The organism is Microbacterium sp., from assembly GCF_011620715.1.
Lineage (GTDB): Bacteria > Actinomycetota > Actinomycetes > Actinomycetales > Microbacteriaceae > Microbacterium.
The window spans coordinates 1-16,908 of sequence record NZ_WOYP01000111.1 but is presented as its reverse complement, the minus strand read 5'-3'; the positions used below and the strand labels follow the sequence as shown (position 1 = coordinate 16,908).

17 protein-coding genes are annotated in these 16,908 nt (G+C 68.0%); 14 read left to right on the top strand and 3 right to left on the bottom strand.

All coding sequences use genetic code 11. The features are described from left to right. The coding region (locus QZV84_RS10720) for a class I tRNA ligase family protein (protein ID WP_292829290.1) at positions 1-335 on the bottom strand (335 nt) is incomplete at its 3' end. A 428-nt stretch (positions 336-763) separates the two neighbouring features. Here QZV84_RS10720 and ileS point away from each other — a divergent pair. Genes ileS through ndk form a run of 4 tightly spaced genes read left to right on the top strand, consistent with a single transcriptional unit; the run spans position 764 to position 6,350 of the window. Then, positions 764-4,150: an isoleucine--tRNA ligase gene (gene ileS, locus QZV84_RS10715; protein ID WP_292829288.1), complete on the top strand. Its 3,387-nt coding sequence runs from the start codon at positions 764-766 to the stop codon at positions 4,148-4,150. After that, positions 4,147-5,499 (top strand): Mur ligase family protein, encoded by a 1,353-nt coding sequence (locus QZV84_RS10710; protein WP_292829286.1) that lies wholly within the window; start codon positions 4,147-4,149, stop codon positions 5,497-5,499. The genes ileS and QZV84_RS10710 overlap by 4 nt, the downstream gene beginning before the upstream one ends. Next, positions 5,496-5,921, top strand: a complete 426-nt coding sequence (locus QZV84_RS10705) for a DUF4233 domain-containing protein (protein WP_292829284.1) — start codon at positions 5,496-5,498, stop codon at positions 5,919-5,921. Before QZV84_RS10710 ends, QZV84_RS10705 begins: the two co-directional genes overlap by 4 nt. Positions 5,922-5,924: 3 nt before the next feature. Then, positions 5,925-6,350: a nucleoside-diphosphate kinase gene (gene ndk, locus QZV84_RS10700; RefSeq protein WP_292829282.1), complete on the top strand. Its 426-nt coding sequence runs from the start codon at positions 5,925-5,927 to the stop codon at positions 6,348-6,350. Here ndk and QZV84_RS10695 read toward each other — a convergent pair. Beyond that, a complete protein-coding gene (locus QZV84_RS10695; RefSeq protein ID WP_292829280.1) occupies positions 6,347-6,949 on the bottom strand; it encodes a vitamin K epoxide reductase family protein in 603 nt (200 codons plus the stop codon). The genes ndk and QZV84_RS10695 overlap by 4 nt on opposite strands. Before the next feature lie 290 nt (positions 6,950-7,239). On the opposite strand from QZV84_RS10695, the gene QZV84_RS10690 reads away from it, so the two are divergent. Then, positions 7,240-9,504: an Rne/Rng family ribonuclease gene (locus QZV84_RS10690; RefSeq protein WP_292829278.1), complete on the top strand. Its 2,265-nt coding sequence runs from the start codon at positions 7,240-7,242 to the stop codon at positions 9,502-9,504. 19 nt (positions 9,505-9,523) lie between these two features. On the opposite strand, the gene QZV84_RS10685 is transcribed toward QZV84_RS10690, so the two are convergent. Beyond that, positions 9,524-9,796 carry a DUF4031 domain-containing protein gene (locus QZV84_RS10685; protein WP_292829276.1) on the bottom strand — a complete coding sequence of 91 codons (273 nt, stop codon included), beginning with the start codon at positions 9,794-9,796 and terminating at the stop codon, positions 9,524-9,526. Between the two features lie 188 nt (positions 9,797-9,984). Here QZV84_RS10685 and rplU point away from each other — a divergent pair, with 188 nt between their 5' ends. The 9 genes from rplU to rsfS all read left to right on the top strand — a co-directional run bounded on the left by rplU (position 9,985) and on the right by rsfS (position 16,732). Further along, positions 9,985-10,293 (top strand): 50S ribosomal protein L21, encoded by a 309-nt coding sequence (rplU, locus tag QZV84_RS10680; protein WP_292829274.1) that lies wholly within the window; start codon positions 9,985-9,987, stop codon positions 10,291-10,293. Positions 10,294-10,312: 19 nt separating this feature from the next. Continuing rightward, a complete protein-coding gene (rpmA, locus tag QZV84_RS10675) occupies positions 10,313-10,570 on the top strand; it encodes a 50S ribosomal protein L27 (protein ID WP_091490368.1) in 258 nt (85 codons plus the stop codon). A gap of 105 nt (positions 10,571-10,675) precedes the next feature. After that, the gene (gene obgE, locus QZV84_RS10670) at positions 10,676-12,217 is read left to right on the top strand and encodes a GTPase ObgE (RefSeq protein ID WP_292829268.1); all 1,542 of its coding nucleotides are present in this window, start codon (positions 10,676-10,678) and stop codon (positions 12,215-12,217) included. Further along, a complete protein-coding gene (gene proB, locus QZV84_RS10665) occupies positions 12,214-13,071 on the top strand; it encodes a glutamate 5-kinase (protein ID WP_292829266.1) in 858 nt (285 codons plus the stop codon). Before obgE ends, proB begins: the two co-directional genes overlap by 4 nt. Continuing rightward, a complete protein-coding gene (locus QZV84_RS10660) occupies positions 13,068-14,327 on the top strand; it encodes a glutamate-5-semialdehyde dehydrogenase (RefSeq protein ID WP_292829264.1) in 1,260 nt (419 codons plus the stop codon). Before proB ends, QZV84_RS10660 begins: the two co-directional genes overlap by 4 nt. A 52-nt stretch (positions 14,328-14,379) precedes the next feature. After that, positions 14,380-14,601 carry a hypothetical protein gene (locus tag QZV84_RS10655; protein ID WP_292829262.1) on the top strand — a complete coding sequence of 74 codons (222 nt, stop codon included), beginning with the start codon at positions 14,380-14,382 and terminating at the stop codon, positions 14,599-14,601. Between the two features lie 9 nt (positions 14,602-14,610). Then, positions 14,611-15,207 (top strand): nicotinate-nucleotide adenylyltransferase, encoded by a 597-nt coding sequence (gene nadD / locus QZV84_RS10650; RefSeq protein ID WP_292829260.1) that lies wholly within the window; start codon positions 14,611-14,613, stop codon positions 15,205-15,207. Continuing rightward, positions 15,204-16,355 carry a hypothetical protein gene (locus QZV84_RS10645; RefSeq protein ID WP_292829258.1) on the top strand — a complete coding sequence of 384 codons (1,152 nt, stop codon included), beginning with the start codon at positions 15,204-15,206 and terminating at the stop codon, positions 16,353-16,355. The genes nadD and QZV84_RS10645 overlap by 4 nt, the downstream gene beginning before the upstream one ends. After that, positions 16,355-16,732 (top strand): ribosome silencing factor, encoded by a 378-nt coding sequence (gene rsfS / locus QZV84_RS10640; protein WP_292829256.1) that lies wholly within the window; start codon positions 16,355-16,357, stop codon positions 16,730-16,732. Before QZV84_RS10645 ends, rsfS begins: the two co-directional genes overlap by 1 nt. Positions 16,733-16,908 lie beyond the last annotated feature (176 nt).

The following is a 16,908-nucleotide window of genomic DNA, read 5'->3' as shown; positions in this document are numbered from 1 at the left end:
AGCGACGGGTCGCAGCGCACGCCGTAGTAGTTCTGCACCCGGCGCTCGGTCGGCAGCCCGTTGTCGTCCCAGCCCATCGGGTAGAACACGGACTTGCCGCGCATGCGCTCGTAGCGCACCTTGATGTCGGTGTGCGTGAACGAGAAGACGTGCCCGATGTGAAGGCTTCCGCTGGCCGTCGGCGGCGGGGTGTCCACCGAGTAGATTCCAACTCGACCGACCGCGGCAGCGCGCACGCGGTCGAAGAGGTAGGTTCCCTCGACATCCCACTTCTGCGACCATTTCGCCTCGAGACCTTCAAGGGCCGGCTTGTCGGGAATCTGCGCGTCGGTCATGGGGGTCTCCTGTGCGATATGTGCGGCACTGTGTGAGCGTGCCTGAGTGTGGGATGCTCATCGATTCTACCGCTGACCACCGCGCCTCTGCGCGATCATGGATCGCCGGAAGGAGGTGACGTGACGGGCAAGAGCTCCATCCCAATGGAAGAAATTCCCGCGAGAAGGCTGCGGGCCGGCGCACCACGCTACGTGCCCGCGGCATGCGGGTAGAATCGAGTGACCAGCATCGATCCGGCCATCACCGGGGAGCTTCCGGAGGAACAGGGCGCGAGCCCCCAGTAGAACCGGACGGGTCAGGCCCGTCATAGCCGCAGTGAAAGCGGCTTCGACCCGTGACCGGGACCGAGGCAACGCGGGGTGGTACCGCGGTCCTTCCGAACGGGAGGGTCGTCCTCGCAGGAAGCATCGCGACCTGCTGGAGTGACATGACCTATCCCAAGACCGGCCCCGACGTCCCGCCGAGCCCGCGGTTCCCCGCGATCGAGCGCGAGGTCATCGACTTCTGGACGGCCGATGACACGTTCCGCGCGTCGATCGAGAACCGCGAGGGCGCGCCGGAGTGGGTCTTCTACGACGGCCCGCCGTTCGCGAATGGGCTCCCGCACTACGGCCACCTGCTCACCGGCTACGCGAAGGACCTCTTCCCGCGCTTCCAGACGATGCGCGGCAAGCGCGTCGACCGCGTCTTCGGATGGGACACGCACGGGCTACCCGCCGAGCTCGAGGCGATGAAGCAGCTCGGGATCACCGAGAAGGAGCAGATCGAGCGCATGGGCGTCGCGACCTTCAACGCGAAGGCGCGCGAATCGGTGCTGGCGTACACGCGCGAGTGGAAGGAGTACGTCACCCGCCAGGCGCGCTGGGTCGACTTCGATCGCGGGTACAAGACCCTCGACACCGACTATATGGAGAGCGTGCTCTGGGCGTTCAAGACCCTGTTCGACAAGGGTCTTGCATACGAGGGCTACCGCGTCCTGCCGTACTGCTGGCGAGACCAGACGCCCCTGTCGACCCACGAGCTGCGCATGGACGACGACGTCTACAAGATGCGCCAGGATCCGTCCGTGACGGTGACGTTCCCCCTCGTCGGAGTCAAGGCCGAAGCCATGGGCCTCACCGCAGTCCGCGCGCTCGCGTGGACCACGACGCCATGGACGCTGCCCACCAACCTCGCTCTGGCCGTGGGACCCGGCATCCGGTACGTCGTCGTACCCGGGGGACCGCTCGGCGCTGCCGATGTGCACCATGGACCCGATGGGCGCAGCGACGAACCGACCGAGGCGGAGTCGCACCGCTACCTGCTCGCGGAAGACCTGCTGCCGAACTACGCGAAGGATCTCGGTTACGAGACCGCCGCGGATGCCGCCGCCGCGGTCGACGCGGTGCACCTCGGCGCCGATCTGGCCGAGGTGCACTACGACCGGCTCTTCGACTACTACGCGGATGCGGAGACATGGGGGACGCAGAACGCGTGGCGCATCCTCGTCGATGACTATGTCACGACCACCGACGGCACCGGCATCGTCCACCAGGCGCCTGCGTTCGGTGAGGATGACCAGCGGGTTGCCGAAGCCGCCGGCATCCCGACGATCCTGAGTCTCGACGACGGCGGGCGCTTCCTGCCCGCCGTGACCGACGTCGCCGGGCAGTTGTGGATGGACGCCAACACCCCGCTCATCCGCATCCTTCGCCAGGACGGGCGACTGCTGCGCCTGGCAAGCTACGAGCACTCGTACCCGCACTGCTGGCGCTGCCGCAACCCGCTGATCTACAAGGCCGTCTCGAGCTGGTTCGTACGCGTCACCGAGATCAAGGACCGCCTGATCGAGAACAACGAGCAGATCACCTGGGTGCCCGAGAACGTCAAGCACGGGCAGTTCGGCAAATGGCTCGAGGGAGCGCGCGACTGGTCGATCAGCCGCAACCGCTACTGGGGTTCGCCGATCCCGGTCTGGACGAGCGACGATCCCGAACACCCCCGCGTCGATGCGTACGGCTCGCTGGCTGAGCTCGAGCGCGATTTCGGTCGCCTGCCGCGCAACTCCGCCGGCGAGGTGGATCTGCACCGGCCCTACATCGACGAGCTCACGCGGCCCAACCCGGACGACCCGACCGGTCGCAGCACGATGCGCCGCATCGAAGACGTTCTGGATGTGTGGTTCGACTCGGCCTCGATGCCCTACGCGCAGGTGCACTACCCGTTCGAGAACCACGACTGGTTCGATGAGCACTCGCCGGCCGACTTCATCGTCGAATACATCGGGCAGACCCGCGGCTGGTTCTACGTCATGCACGTGCTTTCGACGGCCCTGTTCGACCGGCCGGCCTTCACCGGCGTGAGCTGCCACGGCATCGTGCTGGGCAGCGACGGGCAGAAGATGTCCAAATCGCTGCGCAACTACCCGGACGTCAGCGAGGTCTTCGATCGCGACGGCTCCGACGCGATGCGCTGGTTCCTGATGGGCAGCTCGGTGCTGCGCGGCGGCAACCTCGTGGTGACCGAGGAAGGCATCCGACAGGGCGTGCGCGAGTTCATGCTGCCGCTGTGGAATGCGTGGTACTTCTTCTCGACATACGCGAACGCCGCCGACGGCCAGGACGGCGCCGGCTACGACGCGAAGTGGCGAACCGATTCGACCGACGTCCTCGACCGCTACATCCTTGCGCTCACTGGCGAGCTTGTGAGCGAGGTGGCGGCCGACCTCGAGGGGCTCGACTCGACGACGGCCGCGACGAGACTGCGCGACTTCGGGGAGGCGCTCACCAACTGGTACATCCGCCGTTCGCGCGATCGGTTCTGGATCGGCGTCACCGACGACCCGAAGAGCCGCGAGGCCTTCGACACGCTCTACACCGTGCTCGAGACGCTGTCCCGCGTCGCCGCCCCGCTCATCCCGCTCGTGTCCGAGCGGATCTGGCAGGGGCTGACAGGCGGACGCAGCGTGCACCTGCAGGACTGGCCAGATGCCGGCGCGTTCCCCGTCGCGGACGACATCCGCTCGGCGATGGATGCCGTGCGCGAGGTCTCGTCCGTGGCCAACGCGCTGCGCAAGCGCGAGGGCAAGCGCGTTCGCCTGCCGCTCGCCCGTCTCACGGTGGTGGTGCCCGATGCCGCCGCTCTCGCACAGTTCGAGGAGATCCTGCGGGAGGAGCTGAACGTGAAAACGGTCGAGCTCGTCGACCTGCGCGATGACACGGCGAGTGTCTACGGCATCTCGCACCGCCTTTCGGTCAACGCCCGCGCGGCCGGACCGCGCCTGGGCAAGCAGGTTCAGCAGGCCATCCAGGCGGCCCGGGCCGGTGACTGGACGGACCTCGGCGGCGTTGTGACCGCCGGAGCGATCGTGCTCGAGCCCGGGGAGTACGACCTCGTTCTCGAGACCACCGGCCGGCCCGAAGGCGAGGCGCTCGCGGTGCTGCCGAGCGGGGGCTTCGTACTCCTGGATACCACCGGCACGCCGGAGCTGGAGGCGGAGGGCCTCGCCCGCGACGTCATCCGCGCCGTGCAGGACACGCGCAAGGCTGCGGGCCTCGATGTGAGCGATCGCATCAGGCTGACGCTCTCGTTCTCGTCGCCGGCCGACGGTGCGGCAGTCGCGTCGGCGTTCGACGTGGCGGACGTCGCGGGCGAGACGCTCGCGGTCCAGTACGCGGTGACGGATGCCGATGCCACGGCGATCCTCGGCGACGGCTCACTGACCGCTGTCGGCGCCGATCACTCCGCCACCTTCGTGAAGGGCACATTTGCCAATGCGGGAGACTTCACGGTCTCGGTCACCAGAGCAGTGACGAAGGTCGAGGCATCCGCATGAGCGATCGCAGTCGTGCCGACAGAGTGTACGCCGCCCTGCTCGAACGGCAGGGCGAGCTGTGGGTGCAGCCGCGAGTCGAGCGCACGCGCCGGGTTCTCGAGCTGCTCGATGACCCGCAGCGCACCTACCGGGTGATCCACGTCACCGGCACGAACGGCAAGACCTCGACGAGCCGCATCATCGAGAGCCTGATCCGGGCCCACGGTCTGCGCACGGGACTGTTCACGAGCCCGCACCTGGAGCGCTTCACCGAGCGCATCACGATCGACGGGCAGCCGGTCGCGGATGCCGCCGTCGCCGACGCCTGGGACGAGATCGCCCCATTCGTGGACCTCGTCGACGCCGAGCTCGCCGAAGCGGGCGACGCGCCGCTCACCTTCTTCGAGCTTCTGACCGTCCTCGCCTTCGTTGCGTTCGCGGATGCGCCGATCGACGTTCTCGTGCTCGAGGTGGGCATGGGCGGAGCGTGGGATTCGACCAACACCGCCGACGGCGACGTCGCGGTCTTCGCCCCGATCGACATCGACCACGCCGACCGGCTCGGCGACACGATTCGCGAGATAGCCGCAGTCAAGTCGGGGATCATCAAGACCGGCGCCGCCGTCGTCTCGGCACGGCAGGATCCTGCCGCGGCGGCGGTGCTGCGCGCCGCCGCCGCCGATCGCGATGCGACGATCGCCTTCGAAGGCGACGAGTTCGCCCTCAGCGACGCTCGGCTCGCCGTCGGCGGCCAGCTGATCTCGGTGCGCGGCCTGGCGGCCCGGTACGACGACGAGTACCTGCCCCTCTTCGGTGCGCATCAGGCGCAGAACGCCGCCCTTGCGATTGCGGCGGTCGAGTCGCTCATCGGCGGCGGAACCCAGCCCATCACCGCTGAGATCATGGCCGAGGGGCTCGCGCAGTCGAGCTCTCCCGGTCGACTCCAGCTCGTAGGGGTCAGTCCGACCGTGATCGTGGACGCGGCCCACAACCCGCACGGCGCCCGTGCGCTGTCGGCCGCGCTGGGCTCGTCCTTCGACTTCGACGAGTGGGGTGTCATCCTCGGCGTCCTCGCCGACAAGGATGCCGCCGGCATCGTCGCGGAGTTGGCGCCGCTCGCCGCGCAGGTGTTCGCCACCGCCCCAGATTCCGAACGCGCCGAAGACGCGGACCGCATCGCGGATCTGGCGGAGGCCCACGGGCTTCCGGTCAGCGTGCATCCGAACGTCGCCGACGCTGCGGAGTCGGCACGGGCGTGGGCCGCGGCATCGGATCGACGCGCGGTGGTGATCGCCGGGTCGGTCGTGCTGGCCGGCGAAGCGGTCGTACTCTCGGCCGCAGAAGACTGGAAGGCCGGGTGGAGTGAATGACCGACGTGACTGAGCCCGCACCCGCACCTGCTCCCAGACCGCGCCGTACGCGGGGCGCTGCGGAGTCGCTGGGGTCGATCGTGCTTGCGTTCGAGTCGATGATCGTCTTCCTCGGCGGACTCGCCGTGTTCGGGCTCAAGGCGCTTCCCGAGCCCATTCCGCAGTGGTGGGGGATCGTCGGCGGCACAGTTCTGGCGGTTGTCATGGTGCTCACCGGGCGCGTGCTGCGCTACCGATGGGGAATCGTGCTCGGTTGGGTGCTGCAGGGCATCGTCGCGCTCGGCGGGTTCCTCGTTCCGGCGCTCTCCCTGGTCGCCGTCATTTTCGGCGGGATGTGGGGGTATGCGACGATCAAGGGGGCTTCGCTCGACGCGCGGAACGCGCGACTCGCCGCCGAAGCCGACACCCCGAACGGAGACTGACAAATGCCCACGCAAGAGACTCTGGTCCTGGTGAAGCCTGACGGCGTGGCGCGCGGACTGACCGGCGCGATCCTCGCCCGCATCGAGGCGAAGGGTTATTCTCTCGTCGACATCCGACTGGTCGAGCCCGATCGCGAGACACTCGAGCGCCACTACGCGGAGCACGAGGGCAAGCCCTTCTACGAGCCGCTCCTCGAGTTCATGCTGTCGGGGCCGTCGGTGGCGATCCGCCTCGCAGGCGACCGGGTGATCGAAGGCTTCCGCTCACTCGCCGGAACGACCGACCCGACAACGGCGGCACCCGGAACCATCCGCGGCGACTTCGGCCGGGACTGGGGACTCAAGGTGCAGCAGAACCTGGTGCACGGCTCGGACAGCCCCGAGTCGGCCGCGCGCGAACTCGAGGTCTGGTTCTCGCAGCCGATCTAGAAGAGGGCGCCGAGCACGTCCAGTCGCAGCTGGGCGAGGACGGCCACGATCGCGTAGCTGATCACCGCGAGAAGGGGCACCCAGCCCATCAGCCTGTCGGCGCCGCTGCGGATGACAGCCGGCGCCGGCAGAATTCCGGTGCGCAGAATGTGAAGGGTCACCGCGTAGAAGGTCGGGATCGTGACGGCCCAGGTCACCATGCACCAGGGACAGAGGGTTCCGAGGACGAAGATGCTCTGACCGATGAGCCAGATGACGAACACGAAAGCGAGTGTGACGCCGGCTTCGAACATCCACCAGAACCATCTCGCGAACCGGGCTCCGGCGAGGATCGCGACGCCGACGACGATCGGCGCCATCCAGCCCGTCAGCCCCAGGATCGGGTTGGGGAAGCCGAACAGGCTGCCCTGCCACGATGCCAGGTTCTTCCCGCACTGAACGAGCGGGCTGATATCGCAGCCGAGGATCGCATCGGGGTTGGCGAGCAGATGGATCCGCTCCATGGTGAGCGAGAAGGCCGCCCACCACCCGATCACGCCGGCGATGATGAGCCACACCGCCAGAGCCGTCGGTCGGGTGCGGGTCACAGGGTGTGTCATGCCTCGGATTATGGCACCGAGGACTGAGCGGATGCCGCGTGCCGGCGCCGTCGAAATCGGGATCGGGGCGTCGTCCGCACATTCGCGCGGGGAAAGTGCGATAATGGTCGATGATGCTTCGCGGCCGCGCCGCCAACGCGTCACCCAGAAGACTTCGGGCGATGAGCGCCCTTCGCAGTATGAGCCACGGGCCGGCTGCAGACCGAGTGAGTTCGCGGCACCGCAGGTGCGGCACCGCACGAGATTTCGCCGGACGACGCGCGGTGTCGTTCGCAGGGAGTACGCCAGCGATGGCCGATGAAACCGACGCACACCTCGAACCCCGCGACGAATCAGACACACCGGTAGCGCCGCGCGCGCCGGAGGCCGATGCGTCCTCCGGGAACCAGCCACCCACCGATGCGTCCCTGCTCGGCGAGCTCGTCGAGGTCGAGCAGCCCGCTGGCGAGGCAGCTGACGCTGAGTCCGCGGCATCGCCCGTCGAGGCCGTCGCCGAGGTGGCTGAGCCCGCCGAAGAGAGCATTCCCAAGACGGCGGTCGACCTGGGGCTGCTGCCCGAGGTCTTCGTCTCGGCCGTCTCGACGCAGCTGCTCTTCTACGCCCCGCCCGAGATCGCTGCTCTGCCGCCGCTGCCCGAGCACGAGGAAGCCCCCGCCGAGCAGTCGTCCTCGGCCAGCGCGCGCCGGCGCAACCGTCGCCGCACCGGCGAGGGACGTGATGAGGCGTCCGGCCCCACTGAGCCGCAGCAGCCCCGCCAGCGCGCTGTCGAGCTCATCACCGAGCCCCAGCGCGTCAAGGGCTCGACCCGGCTGGAGGCCAAGAAGCAGCGCCGCCGTGACGGTCGTGAGGCCGGCCGTCGCCGCCCCGTGGTCACCGAGGCCGAGTTCCTCGCGCGCCGCGAAGCCGTCGACCGGGAGATGATCGTCCGCTCCAAGGACGGACGCATCCAGATCGCCGTGCTCGAGGACAACGTGCTCGTCGAGCATTACGTCGCGCGCAACCAGGAAGCCTCGCTCATCGGCAACGTCTACCTCGGCCGCGTGCAGAATGTGCTGCCCAGCATGGAGGCCGCGTTCGTCGACATCGGTCGCGGGCGCAATGCCGTGCTCTACTCCGGCGAGGTCGACTGGGACGCGGTCGAGACCGGCAACCAGCCCCGCCGCATCGAGCTCGCCCTCAAGAGCGGTGACCGCGTGCTGGTTCAGGTCACCAAGGACCCGGTGGGCCACAAGGGCGCCCGGCTCACCAGCCAGATCTCGCTGCCCGGCCGCTATCTCGTGTACGTGCCCGGCGGCGCCATGAACGGAATCTCGCGAAAGCTTCCCGACACCGAGCGCGCGCGCTTGAAGAAGATCCTCAAGGAGGTTCTTCCCGAGTCCTCCGGCGTCATCGTGCGCACGGCGGCCGAGGGCGCGACCGAGGACCAGCTCACACGCGACGTGCAGCGACTCACGACCCAGTGGGAGCACATCAGCCGCCAGGTCGAATCCATCCAGGCGCCGGCTCTGCTGCACTCCGAGCCGGATCTGCTGGTCAAGATCGTCCGCGACGTCTTCAACGAGGACTTCACGAAGATGCTGATCCAGGGAGAGGACGCGCATCAGACGATCACCGCGTACCTCGAGAGCGTGGCCCCGGATCTGCTCGACCGCATCGCCGTGTACGAGGGCGAGGCCGATCCGTTCGACCGGTTCCGCGTCACCGAGCAGATCGAGAAGGCGCTGGAGCGCAAGGTCTGGCTGCCCTCCGGCGGCTCACTCGTGATCGACCGCACCGAGGCGATGACCGTCGTCGACGTCAACACCGGCAAGTTCGTGGGATCGGGCGGAAACCTCGAGGAGACCGTCACCAAGAACAACCTCGAGGCCGCAGAGGAGATCGTCCGACAGCTGCGTCTTCGCGACATCGGAGGCATCATCGTCGTGGACTTCATCGACATGGTGCTCGAATCCAACCGCGACCTCGTGCTGCGTCGGCTGGTGGAATGCCTCAGCCGTGATCGGACGAAGCACCAGGTCGCCGAGGTCACCTCGCTCGGCCTCGTGCAGATGACCCGAAAGAAGCTCGGCCTCGGCCTGCTCGAGACCTTCAGCGAGGCGTGCGAGGTCTGCGCGGGTCGCGGTGTGATCGTTCATCACGATCCCGTTGTCAAGCACCGTGCGCCGATCGGCAACGGCCAGCCTCCGGGGCGCCGACCCCGCGCCGCGGCGCCGACGACCAACGGCAGCACGGGTGGCACCCACGTGATCACAGAGGGCGTCAAATCCGCACTCGCCCAGATCGCCGCCTCTACCATCCACTCACACCAGGAGGAGGAGGCGGCTCCGGTCGCGGCATCCGCCGAGGACGTCGTCATGGAGCGGCCGAAGAAGCAGCGGAAGAAGCGCCCGGATGCCGCATCCAAAGCACCCCTCACCGAGAAGGACCTTCTTCTCGACTCGGTCCTGAGCGCCCTTCCCGAGCCGAAGGCACCGGGTCAGGGACGCTCGCGGCGCCGCGTGACGACGGCGGCCCTCACCGGCACGCCGGTCTCGCACGCACCGTCGGAAGACTGAAGCAGGACGATCTGCCTGGTCAGCGGCCGCGGCGTTCGCGTGCCGTGACCCGCAGGCCCGACGCGATGAGCGCGCGGACGAGCGTGTGACCATCGACGTGGTGCGCGCCGGCGGCGACGAGCCGCGCGTGCGCCTCGCGCGGCACGTCGTAGTGGTCGAGATCGAAGCCGCGAAGCGGGATGCCGTTCGCCGCGGCGAATTCGTGAAGTTCGCCCAGATTCGCGTCGCTGACCAGGTGAGCCCACAGTAGGCCGTGCGCCGGCCAGCGAGGATCGTCGATCAGGATCGCCACATGCCGATCCTACGCACGAGCAGCGACACGCGGTTCTGGGCATCTGCCTGAGCTTCCGGGCGCGCTTTTGCTTGTGACCCCGGCATCCGGTAAAGTATTCCTTTGGTGCGTTGACGACATTTCTGCTCCGTACCGAGTCTTTGCTCAGGCATCCGGAGCCGCGCGCTCCCCGAAGAAACAGGTATGAAGTGGTCTACGCAGTTGTGCGTGCCGGTGGCCGGCAGGAGAAGGTGGAGGTCGGCACGATCGTCGTCCTCGACCGTCAGTCCGCGAAGGTCGGAGACAAGATAGAGCTCGCTGCCGTTCTGCTCGTGGACGGCGACGCCGTCACGACGGATGCCGACAAGCTTGCGAAGGTGAGCGTCACCGCCGAGGTCATCGGCGAAGAGCGCGGTCCCAAGATCGTCATCCAGAAGTTCAAGAACAAGACCGGCTACAAGAAGCGCCAGGGGCACCGTCAGGACCTCACGCGCGTCAAGGTCACCGGAATCAAGTAAGCACGGAAGAGACGCAGACATGGCACATAAAAAGGGCGCAAGCTCCACCCGCAATGGTCGTGACTCCAACGCACAGCGCCTCGGCGTGAAGCGTTTCGGCGGGCAGAAGGTGCTCGCCGGCGAGATCATCGTCCGTCAGCGCGGAACCCACTTCCACCCCGGCGCCAACGTCGGTCGCGGTGGCGACGACACGCTGTTCGCCCTCGAGGCCGGCGCTGTCGAGTTCGGAGCGAAGGGCGGCCGCAAGGTCGTCAACATCGTGGTGCCGGCGGAGTAATCCGCCGCACGCAGATTTCTGTGGAGGGGGCGGGCTTCGGCTCGCCCCCTCCACTCAGTTCAGGCAACATTTCACACAAGCACGGCGAACCGTAAGGGGGAGCGCATGGTCACATTCGTCGACCGGGTGACGCTGCACCTGTCCGCAGGCAAAGGCGGCAACGGTTGCGTGTCGGTGAAGCGCGAAAAGTTCAAGCCGCTGGCCGGCCCGGATGGCGCCAACGGCGGCCATGGCGGCGACATCGTGCTGGTCGCCGACCCGCAGGTGACGACGTTGCTTTCGTACCATCATGCGCCGCACCGCTCGGCGGGCAACGGCGGGTTCGGCATGGGCGACCACCGCTCGGGAGCTGCGGGAGAGAACCTCGAACTGCCTGTGCCCGTCGGCACCGTCGTCAAGGACGCCTCGGGCGAGATGCTCGTGGACATGATCGAACCCGGCATGCGGTTCGTCGTCGCCCCGGGCGGAATCGGCGGACTCGGCAACGCGACGCTCGCCAACCCGAAGCGAAAGGCACCCGGGTTCGCACTGCTGGGCACGCCAGGCTGGGAGGGCGATGTCCTCCTCGAACTCAAGACCGTCGCCGATGTCGCGCTCGTCGGCTATCCGTCGGCCGGCAAGTCGAGCCTGATCGCCGCGATCTCCGCCGCGCGGCCCAAGATCGCCGACTACCCGTTCACGACCCTGCACCCGAACCTCGGTGTCGTGCAGGCAGGTGAAGTGCGCTACACCGTCGCCGATGTGCCCGGTCTCATCGAGGGCGCCAGCGAAGGGAAAGGGCTCGGACTCGAGTTCCTCCGTCACGTGGAGCGCTGCACCGCTCTGGTGCACGTGCTGGACTGCGCGACGCTCGAGCCCGGCCGTGACCCGCTCAGCGACCTCGAGGTCATCCTCGCCGAACTGGCCGCCTATCCCGTTCCCGACGGCCAGCTGCCCCTGCTGGAGAGGCCCCAGATCATTGCCCTGAACAAGATCGACGTGCCCGAGGCGCGAGAGCTCGCCGAACTGGTGCGCCCCGACCTCGAGGCGCGCGGGTTCCGCGTGTTCGAGATCTCCACGGTCAGCCACGAAGGACTCCGCCAGCTCACGTTCGCGCTCGGCGACGTCGTCGCGGCGCACCGGATCGCCGAGGCGGCCAAGCCGGTCGTCGAGCGCATCGTCATCCGCCCCCGCGGATCGGAGCGGGAGTTCACGATCCGCGTCGAGGGCGGAACCTATGGCGACATCTACCGCGTGCTCGGCGAGAAGCCCGTCCGCTGGGTGCAGCAGACAGACTTCCAGAACGAAGAGGCCGTGGGCTACCTGGCCGACCGGCTCGAGAAGCTCGGCGTCGAGGACGGCCTGTTCAAGGCTGGCGCTCAGCCCGGCTCCACCGTGGTGATCGGGGAGGGCGACGGCGTCGTGTTCGACTGGCAGCCCTCCCTCGGCTCGGTCGCCGAGCTCATGACCGCACCGCGCGGAACCGACCCGCGCCTGGACATGAATCCGCGGCGCACGACGTCGCAGCGACGCGAGAAGTACTACGCCAGCATGGACGCCAAGGCCGAGGCGCGCGCCGAGCTCGAAGCCGAGCGCATCGCCACCAAGTCGGCGCAGAGCGCCGCGCATCCCGCACAGATCGGCCTGGACGACGAGGAGACGGAGTGACCGCTCGCAGGCGCGACGACATCGCGACCGCGCGCCGGGTCGTCGTCAAGGTCGGCTCGTCCTCGATCAGCGGTGAGAACTCCGCGAAGATCGACTCGATCGTGCAGGCACTGGCCGCAGCCCACGCGCGCGGCACCGAGATCGTCCTGGTTTCGTCGGGCGCGATCGCCACGGCCATCCCGTTCCTGAACCTGGAGGGACGCCCGAACGATCTTGCGACTCAGCAGGCAGCGGCAGCGGTGGGCCAGAACGTGCTGATGTGGCGGTATCAGACCAGCCTCGACCGGTTCGCCATCCTCGCCGGCCAGGTGCTGCTGACTGCGGGCGATCTCGACAATGCGACGCCGCGCTCGAACGCTCGAAGGGCGATGGAGAGACTCCTCGGCCTGCGCATCCTGCCGATCGTCAACGAGAACGACACCGTCGCAACGCACGAGATCCGCTTCGGGGACAATGATCGACTGGCGGCCCTGGTGGCTCAGCTGATCGGTGCGGACGCGCTCATCCTGCTCAGCGACATCGAATGCCTCTACACCCGGCCGCCCGGGGAGCCCGGTGCGCGACCGATCCGCCGCGTCGAGTACGGCGACGACCTCGGCGGCTACGAATTCGGATCGGTCGTCGTGAACAGCGTCGGAACCGGTGGCGCGGCGACCAAGGTGTCGGCCGCACGTGTGGCAACGGCATCCGGAGTCGGCGTGCTCGTCACGAGCGCCGACCTCGTCGACGGAGCACTGCGCGGCGAGGCCATCGGCACATGGTTCGACCCGAACCCCGAGCCGATCTCCGTGCCTGTCACCGGCCCGATCCGCCGCCCCGCCTTCACGCCCTCCGCCGATACACTGGGCGGATGACCACCACCGCGACGACCGCACGCGAACGGATGCTGCTCGCCCAGTCGGCGGCGCGTACGATCGGCCTTCTCGGCGACGCGGAAAAGCGCGATGCGCTCCTTGCGATCGCCGAGGCGATCGACGAGGCCGCTGCCGAGATCGTCGCCGCAAACGGCGAAGACCTCGAACGCAGCAGCGCGAGCGGACTCTCGATCGCCCTGCAGGATCGCCTGCGGCTCGACGAGCCGCGTGTCGCCGCCCTCGCAGCCGCCGTCCGCGACATCGCCGCCCTGCCCGACCCCGTCGGACGCGTACTCGATGAGCGCACGCTGCCCAACGGCGTGGAGCTGACCAAGGTGAGCGTGCCGTTCGGGGTCGTCGGCTCGATCTACGAAGCGCGCCCGAACGTGACTGTCGACATCGCCGCTCTGGCCTTGCGGTCGGGCAACGCTGTCGTGCTGCGTGGCGGATCGGCGGCAGAGTTGACGAACGCCGCGCTGGTGCGTGCCATGCGGGGCGCACTCGCCGCGCGCGGCGTCGATCCCGAAGCCATCCAGACTGTGGACGAGTTCGGCCGCGAAGGGGCACGCGAACTCATGCAGGCGCGCGGCATCGTCGATGTGCTCGTGCCGCGGGGCAGCGCCCAGCTGATCGAGACCGTGGTCACCGAGTCCTCGGTGCCGGTGATCGAGACCGGAGCGGGCGTGGTGCACATCGTCCTGGATGAGTCGGCCCCGTTGGATTGGGCCCGCGACATCGTCGTGAACGCGAAGGTGCAGCGCCCGAGCGTCTGCAACTCGGTCGAGACCGTCCTCGTGCACCGTGCCGCCGCACAGCGCCTCGTCCCGCCCGTGGTCGCAGCGCTGCGCGAACAGGGCGTCACCGTGCACGGCGACCCCGACGTCGTCGGCTTCGACGCAGCGGTCGTCGCCGCGACCGAAGAGGACTGGAGCACCGAGTACCTCAGCCTCGATGTCGCGATGCGCGTCGTCGACGACCTGGACCAGGCACTTGCGCACATCCGGCGCTACTCGACCCACCACACCGAGTCGATCATCACGCAAGACGCCGCGAACACCGAGCGGTTCCTGGCCGAGGTCGACTCGGCGGTCGTGATGGTGAACACCTCGACACGCTTCACGGACGGCGGCGAGTTCGGCTTCGGCGCCGAGGTCGGCATCTCGACCCAGAAGCTGCATGCGCGGGGTCCGATGGGACTGGCCGAGCTGACGAGTACGAAGTGGCTGGCGCGAGGTTTCGGACAAGTCCGGTCGTGACAGATAAACTGACAGCGCGCTGCATCGCGACGCGAACCCGAACGGAGCACGTATGACCCTGGCCACGATTGTCGTCCTCGCCGCCGAAGAGTCCGGGCACGGCAATGTCGCACTCGAGACGGTGGTGTTCGGCATCGTCGCCCTCGTCGTCTTCGGATCCCTGGCTTTGGTCACACTGTCGTACCGTAACGTGGCCAACCGACACGCGCGCAAGGCGGATGCGTACGCGGCCAAGCACGCGAACGATGTTCAGCAGGCGGGGCACGGCCACTAGGCCGACTGCATGTCGGTGACACGAACCCCGAGAATCGGGGTCATGGGTGGAACGTTCGACCCCATCCACCACGGTCACCTGGTCGCGGCCAGCGAGGTCGCGCAGTCGTTCGATCTGGATGAGGTCGTCTTCGTCCCGACCGGGCACCCATGGCAGAAGTACGGCGTCTCGCCCAGCGAGCACCGCTACCTGATGACCGTGATCGCCACGGCTTCCAACCCGCGATTCACGGTCAGCAGGGTCGACATCGACCGGGCGGGGCCCACCTACACGATAGACACGCTGCGCGAATTGAAGAAGCAGCGACCGTCCGCCGAACTGTTCTTCATCACCGGTGCCGACGCCATAGCGCAAATTCTCAGTTGGAGGGATCATGATGAGTTGTGGGATCTGGCCCACTTCGTCGCCGTGTCCCGACCCGGACACGTGCTCAGCACGGCGGGCCTGCCGAGTGACGACGTGAGCCAACTCGAGATTCCCGCACTCGCCATCTCGTCGACGGATTGTCGCAGACGCGTGGAGCACGGGAATCCCGTGTGGTACCTCGTTCCCGACGGGGTTGTCCAATACATTGCCAAGCACCACCTCTACCGGAGCAAGGAATGAGCACACCCGAGCAGCCGGCGACACCAGCCCTCACCCGCAAGCAGCTGCGGGACATCCGAAACACCGGCGCGACCCCGATCGTTTCGGGCGAAGCGCCCCCCGCCGAGCCGGCGACCGCGGCGCCCCCGACCGTGGATCCCGTCGTCGACAGAGCCGCGGAGTCCGTGGAAGAAGCCATCGAGGCGCCGGTCGAGACGCCGGCCCAGCCGGTCGCCGCCCCGCTGCCCCGAGCGGCGGTTCCTGCGGTCGTCCACGATCTTCCCGGCGCGGACGCGAGCGTCGACTTGGGTGTATCGCCCCTCACGCGGCGACAGGCGCGCCAGCAGGAGCGCATCCGCACTGCGTCGGTGCCCGTGATCACGCCCGAGGTCGCGGCAGCCCATGGCGCTTCCGCGGCGCCTGCGTCGATGTCCTCGACCGCGGAAGTGGAGCATCCCGCCGAGCCGGCGACCGACCGGACGCCGTCGGCAGATGTGAGTCTCGCACAGCTCTTCGGGAGGCATGCCGCAGCATCCGCGGTCGAGGAGGAGCATGCCGCGGCATCCGCGGTCGAGGAGGAGCAGGCCCCTGCCGACGGGGAGGACGTCCCTGCGGCACACGACGACCGCGCACAGGAGGACGAAGGCGCTGAATCCGACTCGGAACAGGCCGAACGGGCTGTCGTGAATCCGCGATTCGGTGCCGAGCTGCTGGCCGGAGACGTGGGAGTCGTCGAGCTTCCGCCGTCGTTCGACCAGCTCATCTCGCGGTCGGTCACGGGAGCGATCGGCACCGGCAATGCGCTGATCCTGTCGCAGACTCCGTCGCCGCCGCTGGGGGCGCCGGTCGCTGCAACGGGCGAGGTTCTGATCACCGGCTCCTTCAAGCTTCCCGAGGGACTCGGTTCGACCGGCCATGCGCCGGGAACCGCCGACGGCAAGGAGGTCGACGCCGTCCTGGTCGACGGAGAGCTCCCGGCACACTCCTCACCCACGCCGATAGCCGCCAGCGCGGCAATCAGCACGGTCAAGAACGGGGGAGACATCATCCAGCCGCCGACCCCCGAAAAGGGCGGCCGGCTCATGCTGACGCTCGCGATCACCGCGGGAGTGCTCGCGCTCGCTCTCGTCGGCGTGCTCATCCTGGCGTTTGTGACAGGAGTCTTCTGATGACCGCGACCGACCAATCACGCGAGATGCTGCGCATCGCGGCACTGGCCGCCGACTCGAAGGGCGGCGAGGATCTCGTCGCGCTCGATGTCTCCGGACCCCTTCCGCTGGTGGACATCTTCCTGCTGGTGACCGGTCGCAGCGAGCGCAACGTCGCCGCTATCGCGGACGAGATCGAGGACAAGCTCCTCGAATCCGGCCACAAGCGCCTCCGCCGCGAGGGTAGACAGGAGTCGCGTTGGATTCTGCTGGACTTCGGCGACCTCGTCGTGCACGTCTTCCACGAACAGGAGCGCATTTACTATGGGCTCGAACGCCTGTGGAAGGACTGCCCGGTCGTGCCGATCGAGCTCGCAGCCGCCTCGCAGCTCGACTGATCGATAGTGCTGCTCCCGCGTGGGTGGTCCCGATCGTAGCCGCACCCGCGACATCGGCAGCGGGTCGAGGCGGGCGAAACGATGTAGTAATCTAGTTGGGTTGCCTCCGATTCGGAGGTCGCATCCGGGCCTGTGGCGCAGCTGGTAGCGCACCTGCATGGCATGCAGGGGGTCAG